The sequence below is a fragment of the Paraburkholderia sp. genome (assembly GCF_049581445.1).
Classification (GTDB): Bacteria; Pseudomonadota; Gammaproteobacteria; order Burkholderiales; family Burkholderiaceae; genus Paraburkholderia.
In genome coordinates this window covers 27160-40936 of record NZ_JBAURZ010000328.1, presented here as the reverse complement: position 1 = coordinate 40936, position 13777 = coordinate 27160, and the positions used below count along the sequence as shown (strand labels likewise).

Below are 13777 nucleotides of genomic sequence, written 5' to 3'. Positions count from 1 at the left end.
GCCAAGGAGAGTGGGCATCCGGTCGCGCGAGGTACGCCCGATCGCGGCGGGCGGATTGATCAGCGGGCGCTCGCACGTACTCACGAACCGCGCGAGCCGCTCGGCGAGCGGAACGGCCACGTCCGGTTCGCCGATTGCGTTGAACACGAGATCGAAGGGCGGCAACTGCGCGTCCTCCTCGGGCGCGGCGTAGTCGATCGCATATTTGATCCGGCAATTGACTGCGCCTGGCAGCAGCGCCTCGAACGGCACGTTGCCGGAGGTCCGCGCGGCGCACAGCACTAATACGCGGCGCGTCTGGCCTGGTGCCTGCTCGATGAAGACGCGCTGGATCTGATAGGCACGCTGCCGGTAGGCATCCGCTTCGGCGCTGCGCCCCGCGCTGGCACGAATGGCCGCAAGGTTCTGGCAGGCGATCGCGCTCTGCGGGTTCAGCGCGAGGACGAGCCGATACCAGCGGGCCGCGGCCTCGTGATCGCCTTTCATGAAATAGCCGGTCGCGACGTCGCACAGGTTGGCGGCGCTGACGTCAGACGCGTGGCTGGCGTAGGCGTCCAGCGTGTGTGCGGCGATCAGGTGGGCGATTGCGCCAAGTTCATCGCCAGCGGCGCGGCTGGCATCGGCTAACGCGCGATGTCGCGCAGGGTCGAGCGGTTCGGTATCGGTGACCGGCTCGTCCAGTTGGGGTGAAAGCGCGGGTTCATGGCTGTCCGGGTGTTCGGTTGCGTGCGTAGCCGTGCCGGTTTGGAGGCGATTGAGATCTCGAGTCATAGTCCTACGGGATGTACGTCGTAGCGATGCGTAGTCGCGCGCCCGAAGGAGGCCTGGCGCGCGGCATCCAGATTACAGGCTTTGCGTGAGCGTTGCGGGAATTTGCGACACGAGATCAGAAACGCATGCCGGTTGCGCAGCCGCCTGCGAAGGCGCCGCCGCTGCCGCCCCCGGCGCCGCAGAACACGCCGCAGCCTGAGAGGGCGAGGGCCGTAACGGCACCGATCAGGACGGCACGCGCAACGGACACATGACGGCCGGCTCGGAGATCATTGCGTACTGCGCGTGACTGTGCAGCGCATTGGGCGCTTGAGGCGGGCGACGCAGCGCAAAGGAATAAGTTGGAACGGCTTCGCATCTTGGGAAACATAGGGAATCTGAACTCTCGTTAGTCTGGAACGGGGCAGGGCGAGGACCGTCTGGTCATTTTGTAGGCAATGTGTAAAGTTTGCCATCATGAAGCGGCCCGCCACTTCGCATCCTGGCGGATGGTATGCGTCCCTCAAATACGCTGAATCCGAAAATCAGAGGAGGTCGTCAGTTGAGGCGTTGAAATTTACGTGTGGCTCCCTGATAGAATGCGTTGGCCGCAACGTAGTGGACTGCAGATGAGATTGCTTGATGCGTTAGTTGAACAGCGAATAGCCGCCGCGGCGGCGCGTGGTGAGTTCGACGTTTTGCCGGGCGCGGGCGCACCGCTTGCCCTGGACGACGATTCCCTGGTTCCGCCGGAAGTGCGCGTCGCCAACCGGATTCTGAAGAATGCGGGTTTCGTGCCGCCTGCGGTGGAGCAACTGCGGGCGTTGCGCGATTTGCAGAACGAACTGAACGCGGTCAGCGACCCGTCAATTTGTTGTCAACTGCAGGCGCGGATGCTGGCCCTCGACATGGCGCTCGAATCGCTTCGAGGCGGCCCCTTGGTGTTGCCGCACGAATACTGCCGCCGCATCGCCGAGCGGCTGTGCGAGCGCGCCGCGGGCAACGAAGCTGCGGGTTCAGACGGCGGTTCCATCAACGGTTTGGCCGCGGGTTCAATCTCGGGTTCCGCCGATGATCTGAGGCCGCAGTGAGCGAGCCGCTACCTGCAACCTCGGCCGGTTCAGTCGATCCAGCCGACGTTCCTGATCCTGCTGCGCCAGCGCTTCAGCCGCTGGCCGCTCAACCTGATCCGGTTGCAGCGTTATCTACCGAAGAATCTTCCCCAGTTTCCTTCTCCGAACGCGATCTGCACTTCATGAAGCTGGCGCAAGCCGCTGCCGAGGAAGCACGCGCCGTGGGTGAAGTGCCGGTCGGCGCGGTGCTGGTGCGCGGCGACGAAGTCATCGCCAAGGGCTTCAATCATCCGATCGGCGCACACGACCCGTCCGCCCACGCTGAAATGGTCGCCCTGCGCGCTGCCGCACACACACTCGAAAATTACCGCTTGCCGGGATGCGAGCTGTATGTGACGCTTGAACCGTGTCTGATGTGTGCCGGTGCGATCATGCATGCGCGGATTGCTCGCGTAGTGTTCGGCGCCCGTGATCCGAAGACGGGCGCATGCGGGAGTGTCGTCAATGCGTTTGCGAATCCGCAGCTCAACCATCACACAACTGTGCTCGGCGGCGCGCTTGAAAACGAGTGCGGCGCGGCGCTCAAGTCGTTTTTCGCGCAGCGGCGACGCGCCTTGCGTGAGGGACGCGCTGCGCGCACCACGAATGACGAGACCGGACTCGAAGCCGGGCCAACCGAGCCACACTAAAACAACTTCTCATCTTACTGCCGACTGCCGATCATGACCGCCCATCGAACTTTCGAACTGATCGCGCCATCGGGCTATCCGCATGATCCGGAGGCGATTCACCGCGCGTTGCATCGCCTGCATGCGCAAGGCCATCGCGTCGAAGGCGTGAGTGCCACCGAGCGTCGCTATCAACGTTTTGCCGGCACCGACGGCGAGCGCGCCGCCGAGTTGAACCGTCTCGCTGATCCGTCTCGAAAGCTGCCGGACATCGTGCTCGCGGTGCGCGGCGGCTATGGTGCCGTGCGGATCCTGCACGGTCTCGACTACGAAGGCCTGCAGCGGCGTTTGACCGACCAGCCTGTTGCTTTTGTCGGTCACAGCGACTTCACTGCGATCCAACTGGCTCTCCTGGCCCGTGCCGGATTGAAGACCTTCAGCGGCCCGATGCTGATGGGCGATTTCGGCGCGGAGGATCTGAACGAAGCCATGCAACAGCACTTCTGGCAGGCGCTCACCAAGCCGAGTCTGACGCTGACGGGAACCGTGCCGCAGCCGCGACCGGTGGACGTCAGCGGCACGCTGTGGGGCGGCAATCTGGCGGTGCTGGCATCGCTTGTCGGAACGCCGTATTTGCCGCCGGTGGAAGGCGGCATCCTGTTCGTGGAGGACGTCAACGAACAGCCGTTCCGGCTCGAACGTTCGTTGTATCAACTGCACCTGGCGGGGATTCTTGAGCGGCAGCAGGCGCTCGTATTGGGCGATTTCTCGGGCGGCAAGCCGTTTGAATACGACAACGGCTACGATCTGAACGCAATGATCGAGCACGTGCGCTCGGTGATTGGCATACCGGTGATCACCGGACTGCAGTTCGGACATATCCCGAACCTGGTGACACTGCCCGTCGGCGCGGATGCGCATCTGGTCGCCGACTCCCACGGCTTCAAGCTGACTGTGTCGGGATACCCGTACCTCGCCTGAGTTTCGGGAACAAAGCGGGGAGGGCGCGAGCGGGCAATGCCCGCTTTATTTTTGCCCACAAACGCAACTAACAGCCTATGTATTTAAGCGTGCACGGGCACAGGGGTTCAGTGTGGCGCGTCGGTTTTGTTGACAATATTCGCCACCAAAACGGTGCCAGTTCATGGGGCGATCGCGTTCTCTGCCTTACCCACAAGCATTCTGAGCGGATGCCTTGAATACCCCACATAAATGTCACTTCAGGATTGTCGAAAATCCACTCGAAAAATTGTTGACAATAATTATGTCCATCCTATGATGGCCAACATACCGGAACGCACATCATGTCGATGCCACCCTCAGTCAACTCGAATAGTTCGAAACCCGAAGCGATCGCCGAGCGCATTCGCGCAGCGATTCTCGAACATCGTCTGGCCCCAGGTGCCAAGTTAACCGAAGCGCAGTTATGCGAAGTATTTAGTGTCAAGCGCGGGCCTATCCGGCAAGCGCTGGCGCAACTGGCGACAGACCGGCTCGTCGATCTCGAGCCGAATCGCGGCGCGTTTGTCGCCAGTCCGTCGCTGCAAGAGGTGCATGAAGTGTTCGAGATGCGTCGCATCATCGAACTGGCGGTAGTCGAACGGATCTGCGCGGGACACGGTCCGCGGCGTCTGAAGGCGATCGGCAGCATGATCGGGCGGGAGCGCAAAGCGTTCGAGACGCGTGACTTTTCCGCGTGGATCCGGCTGTCAGGCGAATTTCATACCGAGCTTGCGTCGCTCACCGGCAATACGGTGTTGTGCGATTGCCTGAACGGACTGGTTGCGCGCTCAACACTGATTTCGGCCTTGTACGAATCGCTCGGCCGCAGTCCGTGTTCATTCGAAGATCATGAAGCCATTCTTGCCGCACTCGACGCCGGCAATGCCAAGGAGGCAGCGGCCCTGATGTCGCGCCACTTGCAAAGCGTCGAACTGAAGATGCTCGACCGGCCCGCAGGCGGTGCAGCAGATCTGCACGAAGTGTTCGGCGCCCGGCCGGGGAAATCCGCGTCACCCTGAGGCGTCCCGCCTCGACGCGCACCCGTGACTGTCTCTGAAGGGTGTGCGCTGCAACGAACTTGAAACGACGAATCATCGCGACATGGCGGTGCGGCGCAACTCGCCCACGGCTGGCGCGCGTTCGCCCACACGGCGTCGCGCATTCGCAGAAACGCTTCGCCACCAATCCGCGGCGGATGGCGGGGCGATGACAACAAGTGCGTAAGTACGGCAATTACCGCGGTGCCGCCATGCGGGTGTGCTAACCCCTAGCGGGAAAGGACGTTCGACATGCCGGATGCAATGCCCGTCGAGGCGTAATCGACGGTCCCCCAAAATCCAGGAGGAGCTATGGCTCAGTTCAGTGCAGCACCGCATAATCCCGCCATTCCCAGTTTCGAGAGCGACGCTACCGGCGGCGATTCATCCATGCCCGCTGGCTACAGCGAACGGCTCTATAACGAGGACCTCGCCCCGCTGCGTGATCAAAACTGGAGTGCCTACAACATCTTTGCGTTCTGGATGTCGGATGTGCACAGCGTGGGCGGTTACGTATTCGCCGGCAGTCTCTTTGCACTCGGTCTCACCAGTTGGCAGGTGCTGATTGCGCTGCTGGTGGGCATCACGATCGTCAATCTGTTGTGCAACATGATCGCCAAGCCGAGCCAGCAGAACGGCGTGCCGTATCCGGTTGCATGCCGCGCCACTTTCGGTGTGCTCGGCGCGAATATCCCTGCGGTGATTCGAGGCCTGATCGCGGTCGCGTGGTACGGTATTCAGACCTACCTGGCATCTAGCGCGCTGGTGATCGTGTTGCTGAAATTCTTCCCCCAATTGTTGCCTTACGCGGACGTCCATCATCATGGGCTGTTTGGTCTGTCGACGATTGGTTGGGCCGGCTTCATGCTGCTCTGGGTATTGCAGGCATTCGTGTTCTGGCACGGCATGGAGACGATCAAGAAGTTCATCGATTTCGCCGGTCCCGCCGTGTATGTCGTGATGTTCATTCTGGCCGGCTATATGGTGTGGCGCGCCGGCTGGCAGAACATCGGCATTAACCTGGGCGGTGTGAAGTATCACGGGCTTGAAGTGGTGCCGGTGATGATCACGGCGATCTCGCTTGTCGTGTCGTATTTCTCCGGGCCGATGCTGAATTTCGGCGACTTTTCTCGCTACGGCAAGAGCTTTCGCAGTGTGAAGCGGGGCAATTTCTGGGGTTTGCCGATCAACTTCCTGGCGTTCTCGCTCGTCACGGTGGTGACCACGGCGGCCACGCTGCCGGTGTTCGGACAACTGATTACGGACCCGGTGGAGACAGTGGGACGGATCGATTATCCGACGGCAGTGATTCTCGGCGCGCTGACCTTTACGATTGCCACAATCGGTATCAATATCGTAGCGAACTTCGTCTCGCCGGCGTTCGATTTCTCCAACGTCGCACCGCGCCTCATTAGCTGGCGCATGGGCGGGATGCTCGCGGCCGTGGCGTCGATTTTTATCACGCCGTGGAACCTGTTCAACAACCCGGCTGTGATTCACTACACGCTTGACGTACTCGGCAGCTTCATTGGTCCTTTGTATGGTGTCCTGATCGTCGATTTCTATCTGGTGAAACGCCAGAAAATTGTACTGGACGATCTTTACAGCGTATCCGAAACTGGTTCGTACTGGTATCGCAACGGGGTGAACTACAAGGCTGTAGCAGCTTTGCTGCCGGCTGCGGTGATCGCGGTGGTCTGCGTGATGGTGCCCTCGCTTGACGGCATGGCGAATTTTTCATGGTTCATCGGCGCGGCCCTCGGTGCGGTGTTCTACCGTGTGCTGACGCTCAAGTAAGCACGTTGCAACAGGAGTTCAATATGCGCATCAAACTGATCAACCCGAACACGACCCAGCGCATGACCGACGCTATGGGGCGTTGCGCGCGGGAGGTCGTGGCACCCGGCACCGAAGTGATCGCGGTGAGTCCGACGATGGGACCGCCGTCCATCGAAGGCTATTACGACGAAGCGCTCGCCATGCCGGGTCTGCTCGCCGAGGTGGCGGCGGGCGAGCGCGAGGGCGTCGACGGCTACGTAATCGCCTGCTTCGGCGACCCCGGTCTATATGCCGCGCGTGAACTCGCGCGCGGACCGGTGATCGGCATTGCTGAGGCGGCGATGCACGCGGCAAGCGTGCTCGCCCCGGCCTTCTCGGTCGTGACGACGCTCTCGCGCACTTGCGGCATGGCCTGGCATCTGGCGGAGCGCTACGGCATGACGCGTTTTTGCCGTAACGTGCGGGCCACCGACGTCGCTGTGCTCGAGCTCGATCAGCCGGGTTCGGAAGCGCGCCGCATCATTCTCGACGAGTGCCGCCGGGCTCTCGAAGAGGATGGTTCGGACGCCATCGTGCTGGGTTGTGCGGGCATGGCCGAACTGTGCAGGGAGATTGAAGACGCGCTAGGCGCACCGGTTGTCGAAGGCGTGACTGCGGCGGTGAAATGGGTGGAGGCGCTCGTTTCGCTGCGGCTTGGCACGGCCAAGCGTGGCGATTACGCGCGGCCGCTTGCCAAGCAGTACGACGGTGAGTTGGCCCGATTCAGTCCGGAATAGGTGCTGTCTCTGGCGAACGCGGTGCCGGCGGCGATAGTGGATACGCCGGCAAGAACGGACCATGCCATCAATGCGCCCCGGACGCGGGTAAACGCTAGCGTGCCGGGGTCCTAAATCGCCGGCGGGCCGGCCTTGCACATACATTCCTTCTGACACGCACTATCTGCCCGGGTGTATGGGCGCACCCGGGGGTTTTCGCTAAACTGGTCCCACCAGGCGCTGAGAGACTCAACCGGCATTTCATTGCGGCTTGTGCCCGTGCCGGCGCGCGTCTTCTGCGAATTTCGCGTTTCGTCACTTCGTTTTGTCACCACGTATTCGTCAAACCATGCCACTCGACTCGAACTATCCCCGCGATCTGATCGGCTACGGCCGCCACCCGGTGCAGGCAAACTGGCCCGGACGGGCACGCGTCGCGGTGCAATTCGTACTCAATTACGAAGAGGGCGGCGAAAACTGCGTTTTGCACGGTGATCCGGGCTCAGAGCAGTTTTTGTCGGAAATTGTTGGGGCGGCGTCTTATCCGGCGCGCCACATGAGCATGGAGTCCATTTACGAATACGGCTCGCGTGCGGGCGTCTGGCGGATTTTGCGCGAATTCGAAAAACGCGGGTTGCCGCTGACGGTGTTTGGTGTCGGCATGGCGATCGAACGGCATCCTGATCTTGGCCGTGCCTTCGTGGAACTGGGGCATGAGATCGCGTGCCACGGGTATCGCTGGATTCACTACCAGGATGTGTCGCCGGAGAAAGAGGCGGAACATATGCGCCTTGGCATGGAAGCGATCGAACGCATTACAGGCGAGCGTCCGCTGGGGTGGTACACGGGGCGCGATAGTCCCAATACGCATCGCCTCGTCGCCGAACACGGTGGCTTCCTGTACGACTCGGACTACTACGGCGATGATCTGCCGTTCTGGATGGACGTCGAGGTCACCGGCGGCGCGAAGACGCCGCAGCTGATCGTGCCGTACACGCTCGACACCAACGACATGCGCTTCGCCAGCCCGCAAGGCTTCAATACGGCGGATCACTTTTTCACCTACCTGCGCGATGCGTTCGACGTGCTCTACGAAGAGGGCGACGAAGCACCGAAGATGCTGTCGATCGGCATGCACTGCCGGTTGCTCGGCCGTCCCGGTCGCTTCCGCGCGCTGCAGCGTTTTCTTGACCACATCGAACAGCACGATCGCGTCTGGGTGACACGGCGCGTCGATATCGCGCGGCACTGGCGCGAATACCATCCTTACCAACAAAACCACCGCGGGGCTGCGGCATGAAGGCGATGCAATACACTCTGGACCAACTTAACCGCATCTCGACCGACGCATTCGTCGCAGCGCTGTCGGGCATTTTTGAGCACTCGCCGTGGGTCGCGGAAATTGCGGCGAACCAGCGACCGTATGCGAGCATCGATGCGTTGCATCAGACGATGTCGAACGCCGTCGAAACCGCTGGCGAAGCAAAGCAGCTCGCGCTGATCAACGCCCACCCGGAGCTTGCCGGCAAAGCTGCTGTACGCGGCGAACTGACTGCGGAGTCCACTCGCGAGCAAAGCGGTGCCGGGTTGGCTCAATGTACGCAAGCGGAATTCGACAAGCTGGTCGCGCTGAACGCGGCGTATCGCGAGAAGTTCGGCTTCCCGTTCATTCTCGCGGTGCGCGGTTATGACCGGCACGGCATCATCGCCAACTTCGAAGCGCGCGTGAACAACAGCCGCGCTGACGAACTGCGTGCGAGCCTCGACATGATCTACCGTATCGCACGCTTCAGACTCGACGATCTGATCGACGCTTAAGCGCGTCGCAATCTCCGAAACGTAGCGTTTTCTAGCACGACTTGCTCTAACAGACAGGAAGGACGACAAGATGGCACTCCCGATTCTCGACCCCAACGCACCGGACTTCACCCGCCGCTATGTGAACCTGGCGGACCCGCGTCTCGGCGCGCAGGCGCTCGAGGCTAGCGACGATTTCTTCGCGCCGAAGGAACGGATGCTGAATCCGGAACCCGCCGTCTTTATTCCGGGCAAGTACGACGAGCATGGCAAGTGGATGGACGGCTGGGAAACCCGCCGCAAGCGCACCACGGGTTACGACTGGTGCGTCGTCAAGCTTGCACGTCCGGGCGTGATCAAAGGGCTCGATCTCGATACGAGCCACTTCACGGGTAACTTCCCGCCGGCTGCGTCCGTGGAAGCGGCGCGCGTCGTGGAAGGCCAGCCGAACCAGTCCACCCAGTGGACCGAAATCGTTCCTTCGACCACGCTGCAAGGCAATAGCCACCACTATCACGAAGTCAGCGACACCAACGCCTACACCCACCTTCGCGTCAACATCTATCCGGATGGCGGGATTGCGCGTTTGCGCGTCTACGGTCAGCCGCAAGTGGATTGGGCGGGCGCGAGCCGTACTGAGCAGTTTGATCTGGCTTCGATGGAAAACGGCGCCTATCTGGTGGCGGCGAATAACCAGCACTTCGGCGCGGCGTCGACGATCCTGATGCCGGGTCGTGGCGTGAACATGGGCGACGGCTGGGAAACGCGCCGTCGTCGCGAGCCGGGCAACGACTGGGCCATCGTCGCGCTGGCACAGCCAGGCGTGATCAAGAAGATCGAAGTGGACACCGCGCACTTCAAGGGTAATTTCCCGGATCGCTGCTCGATCCAGGCCGCGTACGTCACGGGCGGCACGGATAGCTCGCTCATCACGCAGGCGATGTTCTGGCCGGTTCTGCTGGGTGAACAGAAACTGCAGATGGACAAGCAGCATTACTTTGAAAGCGAAGTCGCCGCGCTTGGTCCGGTCACGCACGTGCGCTTTAACATCATTCCGGACGGCGGTGTTTCCCGTCTGCGTCTGTGGGGTACGCTCGCATCATGAAAACGCTGGCCATCGAACCGTTGACGAAGGAAGCGTTCGCCGCATTCGGCGACGTGATCGAACTCGAAGGCGCGAAGCAGATTCCGATCAACCTCGGCACGACCATCCGCTATCACGATCTCGCGAAAGTGGACGTGACCGACGAGGGCGGTCGCACGCTCGTGAACCTGTTTCGCGGGCAGCCGCGCACGCTGCCATTCGAGGTGAAGATGCTGGAGCGGCATCCGCTCGGCAGTCAGGCGTTCGTGCCGGTGAACGACAAGCCGTATCTCATCGTGGTTGCGCCTGCTGGGGAACTGGACGCGACGCGGATTCGGGCGTTCGTGACAAGTGGCTGGCAGGGGGTGAACTACGCGAAAGGCGTGTGGCACCATCCGCTGATCGCGCTCGGTGAGGTGAGCGATTTTATCGTCGTGGATCGCGGCGGTGATGGGCTCAATCTGAATGAACAGGATCTCGTTGAGTCGCTCTGGTTGACCGAAGACGCGTTGAATACGGTGACGGTTTGATTCTTGGGTTGTAGCTTATCGTTTGACCCATCTGAACAAGAACGCCCACGGCATTTGCCGTGGGCGTTGTCGCATGTGGAGACGCTGCAGTGCGCAGTGGCCACGCTGGAGATAACTGCAAGCCTATTTGCGGCCGCGCTTGCCGAGCAAAGGCGAGTGGCCGATGACTTCGCGTGGCCGCTCAGGCGGTTCGGCGGCGGAGAAACCTGCGGCTTCGATAGCGGTCGTGAGGCCCTTGAATGGCACGCTCTTTTTCGGCGAGCGCAACGATTCCATGCCGTCGTTCCACGCGTGCAGCATCTGTTTCGCGACGCCGCGCCACTGCGGTTCGTTCTTCGCCGCTTCGATCAGCTCATGACCTACCGCGACGGCCGAGTCGCACAGAGCCTCGACCATTTGCGCATATTGGCGTGGCGCAATCCCGACACGCGTGTTGAAGAAGCGCTCGAGTGTCTTGCCAGCGGCCCACGTTTTTCGACCGTCAATGGGAAGGCCGGGCGGATTGGCGGCGAAACGTGGATAAGCCTGGGTGGTGACAATGTCGTAGACGGGTGTGAACGCTACATCGTCAACGGACGTGTAGAACAGGGCGATGTTTTTCGTGTGGCAATCCGCGTTGCGCACGACGTAGTTCGTTAGCAGATGCCAGCCCAAATGTTGCAGTTGTTGACGCATGCTGTCCCGGTTCAGCAGATAGGCCTTCGCCGCATTCAGCATTTTCTCGGTCGTCGAGTTGTATTTTTCATGCGGCGGTAAACCTAGTAGTCCGCACATATCCTCGACCCCATAGACGGGGAAACCTTCTGCGTTCACGTCGAAACGCTCGACTACGAGGGCCCGGCCGTCGTCCGACATTTGTGTGGGCGCAACGGGCACGACACCGAGCCGCTCGAGCACGCGCATCGAGTAGAACTCGTTAAAACCGAGGAACGGCGTGCTTTCGTCGGATCCTTTGACGATATAGCGGCTTGTTTTGATGGTCGGCTTACCGAGTGGTACGGCAGCGAGGCGTTGTACGCCCTCGGCGGTGTCTTTCTCCGGGGCAATGAATTTGGGAACGGCACCGGAGATGGCGGCGCGTGCGTAGTCGCGAACCAGCCTGGCAAAATGATCCGCCGTGTTGTCCCCATGGAGGATGTCTTTGACGTCCAGCGGCTGCAACTCGCTACCTGGTGCAACACCTTCGGGGGTCACGGTGACGCGCCCGATCCCCATTGCGCCGACCACCGCGAGTAGCGAGAGGTCCGTGCCGTCCAGCAGGGGACCGAACTGTTCCCGGATGAGGTTGAGCAGATAGCCTTCGGGCAGGTTCTGGCGAAAGAAGGGATGCAGATCGCGTGGCCAGCGCCACGGCTCTTCCCGCACGGGCATTGTCAGGCTGACGAAGTCACCTGGCTTTGCGTCGCGGTCGTATAGGAGTACATAGTCATCGCGATCACGGAAGAGACTCGCGACTTTTTTAGCCTGAACCTGAACGTCGAGCTTCATGAGTTGGAGCCCGACGATGCTCGTTGTTCGGCAAGGATGTCCTCGAGCGTTCGGCCGTGACCATGGGCGACCAGCTTAAGGTCATAGCCGGCGGCTTCGAGCAGACGCACGAGCACCGATACGCTCATATCGTTTTTAGCGAGCGTTTCCATGCGCGCGACCGTGGTGCGCGCCACCCCTGCGCGCCGCGCCAGTTCGTCCTGCGACAGGCTGGCTTCACGGCGCACTTGTTTGAGCATGTCCGAAACGTCGGCGAGGGTAGTCATTTGTAGCCTTGGGGCATCCATTTTCCAGAATTCATCGTATATTGTAGCCCAAAAGGCACAAAACATCACGCATCATTTGTGTCCCAAGGGCTACGAATTCGAGCTCATCGATCAATTTTGTAGCCTGTGAGGTACAAAACACCACTCTCAAGGCTAAACCACAAATCCCGGGAACGTACTTGCAACCAGCGCCTGCTGGTCCACTGAACACGCCACGCCAAAAAAAGCGGGCTTTCCGCTCACGCGAAAAGCCCGCTTTGACTTCATTCACACACCGGACGCCGCGGCGTCCAGCTTCAGTCAATCACTTGACGGCACCGCCCTGGAACCAGGCGGCGATCTTCTGCCGTTCGTCGTCCGTCATGTGCGTGACGTTACCCAGCGGCATGGCCTTCAACGTCACAGCCTGTTGATACAGACGCTGCGCGTTCTGCGAGATCTCGTCGGGCGTATCGAACATCACGCCAGCCGGGGCGCTACCCATCAAGGTCGGATGCGCCGAGTGACATGCAGCGCAACGTTGTTGCAGGATCGGTGCAATGTCCGCCACCTTCAGTGTCGGTGCATTGGCGGCTTCGGCCTGCGGCACCACCGGCTTCGGCATGGTCCAGAAGAGGGCGCCAAACATCAGCACGATGCCGACCAGCGGCAGATACCAAAGCACCTGGCCACGGTGACGCATCACGAAGAACTGGCGAATCAATGCGCCTGCCAGCATGATCATCGTCAGCACGAGCCAGTTGTACTGGTTCGTGTAGGTCATTGCGTAGTGGTTCGACAGCATCGCGAACACTACGGGCAGCGTGAAATACGTGTTGTGCACGGAGCGCTGCTTGCCACGCTTGCCGTAGATCGGGTTCGGCGTGTCGCCCTTCAACATCGCAGCGACCATCTTGCGCTGGCCCGGAATGATCACGAAGAACACGTTGGCCGACATGATCGTCGCCAGCATCGCGCCCACGATCAGATACGCGGCGCGGCCCGCGAAGATGTGACAGGCAAGCCACGCGGCGATCAGCACGTAAATGCCGACGCAGATGCCGAGTACTTTGTCCTTGCTGCCCAGCAGGCGGCACAGCGAATCGTAGACGATCCAGCCGGCGGCGAGGAAACCAAGCGCGGACGCTACTGCCACCACCGGACCCATGTCCAGCACGCTCTTGTCGATCAGATACGTGCTCGGCGAGAACAGATACAGCACCGTGAAGAGGCTCGCTCCAGAGAGCCACGTGGTGTACGACGGCCACTTGGACCAGTGCAGATCGTCCGGCATTTCGGGCGGCGCAACGGTGTACTTCTGCATGTTGTAGAAGCCGCCGCCGTGCACGTGCCACAGTTCGCCGAACACGCCGCGGCGGCGCTGGTTCGGGTCCGTCGGCGGTTTCAGGCTGTTGTCGAGCGCGACGAAATAAAACGATTCGCCGATCCATGCAATGGCGGCGATGACGTGAAACCAGCGCAATGCCAGGTTCAGCCAGTCAGTGATAAAGCCTTCCATGAAACTCCTCCACTTCTGATTCGTTGTGCGCGCGGCGGTAAGTGGCTGCC

General features: G+C 61.0%; 14 protein-coding genes. 10 read left to right on the top strand and 4 right to left on the bottom strand.

Translation table 11 applies throughout. The features are described 5' to 3' along the window. On the bottom strand, window positions 1–771 hold a 771-nt coding region (locus tag WCA85_RS27440), incomplete at its 3' end, for a tetratricopeptide repeat protein (protein WP_424068010.1). Window positions 772–1379: 608 nt separating this feature from the next. On the opposite strand from WCA85_RS27440, the gene WCA85_RS27435 reads away from it, so the two are divergent. The 10 genes from WCA85_RS27435 to WCA85_RS27390 all read left to right on the top strand — a co-directional run bounded on the left by WCA85_RS27435 (window position 1380) and on the right by WCA85_RS27390 (window position 10475). Next, on the top strand, window positions 1380–1841 hold the full coding sequence (locus WCA85_RS27435; RefSeq protein WP_424068009.1) for a DnaJ family domain-containing protein: 462 nt from the start codon (window positions 1380–1382) through the stop codon (window positions 1839–1841). A gap of 80 nt (window positions 1842–1921) precedes the next feature. Beyond that, window positions 1922–2512: a tRNA adenosine(34) deaminase TadA gene (tadA, locus tag WCA85_RS27430; RefSeq protein WP_424068012.1), complete on the top strand. Its 591-nt coding sequence runs from the start codon at window positions 1922–1924 to the stop codon at window positions 2510–2512. Between the two features lie 33 nt (window positions 2513–2545). Continuing rightward, entirely contained in the window at window positions 2546–3472 is a 927-nt protein-coding gene (gene ldcA, locus WCA85_RS27425; protein WP_424068008.1) for a muramoyltetrapeptide carboxypeptidase, read from the top strand. Between the two features lie 323 nt (window positions 3473–3795). Beyond that, entirely contained in the window at window positions 3796–4512 is a 717-nt protein-coding gene (locus WCA85_RS27420; protein WP_424068007.1) for a GntR family transcriptional regulator, read from the top strand. Window positions 4513–4842: 330 nt separating this feature from the next. Next, entirely contained in the window at window positions 4843–6327 is a 1485-nt protein-coding gene (locus WCA85_RS27415; RefSeq protein ID WP_424068006.1) for an NCS1 family nucleobase:cation symporter-1, read from the top strand. Between the two features lie 23 nt (window positions 6328–6350). Beyond that, the gene (locus WCA85_RS27410) at window positions 6351–7085 is read left to right on the top strand and encodes an aspartate/glutamate racemase family protein (RefSeq protein ID WP_424068005.1); all 735 of its coding nucleotides are present in this window, start codon (window positions 6351–6353) and stop codon (window positions 7083–7085) included. A gap of 328 nt (window positions 7086–7413) precedes the next feature. Next, on the top strand, window positions 7414–8364 hold the full coding sequence (gene puuE, locus WCA85_RS27405) for an allantoinase PuuE (protein WP_424068004.1): 951 nt from the start codon (window positions 7414–7416) through the stop codon (window positions 8362–8364). Then, entirely contained in the window at window positions 8361–8882 is a 522-nt protein-coding gene (uraD, locus tag WCA85_RS27400; protein ID WP_424068003.1) for a 2-oxo-4-hydroxy-4-carboxy-5-ureidoimidazoline decarboxylase, read from the top strand. Before puuE ends, uraD begins: the two co-directional genes overlap by 4 nt. Window positions 8883–8952: 70 nt before the next feature. Further along, window positions 8953–9966 (top strand): allantoicase, encoded by a 1014-nt coding sequence (gene alc, locus WCA85_RS27395; protein ID WP_424068002.1) that lies wholly within the window; start codon window positions 8953–8955, stop codon window positions 9964–9966. Further along, window positions 9963–10475 carry an ureidoglycolate lyase gene (locus WCA85_RS27390; RefSeq protein ID WP_424068001.1) on the top strand — a complete coding sequence of 171 codons (513 nt, stop codon included), beginning with the start codon at window positions 9963–9965 and terminating at the stop codon, window positions 10473–10475. The genes alc and WCA85_RS27390 overlap by 4 nt, the downstream gene beginning before the upstream one ends. Window positions 10476–10598: 123 nt before the next feature. Here WCA85_RS27390 and WCA85_RS27385 read toward each other — a convergent pair whose 3' ends face one another. The 3 genes from WCA85_RS27385 to WCA85_RS27375 form a co-directional block, all read right to left on the bottom strand. Next, window positions 10599–11963, bottom strand: coding sequence for a type II toxin-antitoxin system HipA family toxin (locus WCA85_RS27385; RefSeq protein WP_424068000.1), 1365 nt, complete (start codon window positions 11961–11963; stop codon window positions 10599–10601). After that, window positions 11960–12229 (bottom strand): helix-turn-helix transcriptional regulator, encoded by a 270-nt coding sequence (locus WCA85_RS27380; RefSeq protein ID WP_424067999.1) that lies wholly within the window; start codon window positions 12227–12229, stop codon window positions 11960–11962. Before WCA85_RS27380 ends, WCA85_RS27385 begins: the two co-directional genes overlap by 4 nt. Window positions 12230–12533: 304 nt before the next feature. Then, window positions 12534–13727 (bottom strand): urate hydroxylase PuuD, encoded by a 1194-nt coding sequence (locus WCA85_RS27375; RefSeq protein ID WP_424067998.1) that lies wholly within the window; start codon window positions 13725–13727, stop codon window positions 12534–12536. Window positions 13728–13777: the final 50 nt, after the last annotated feature.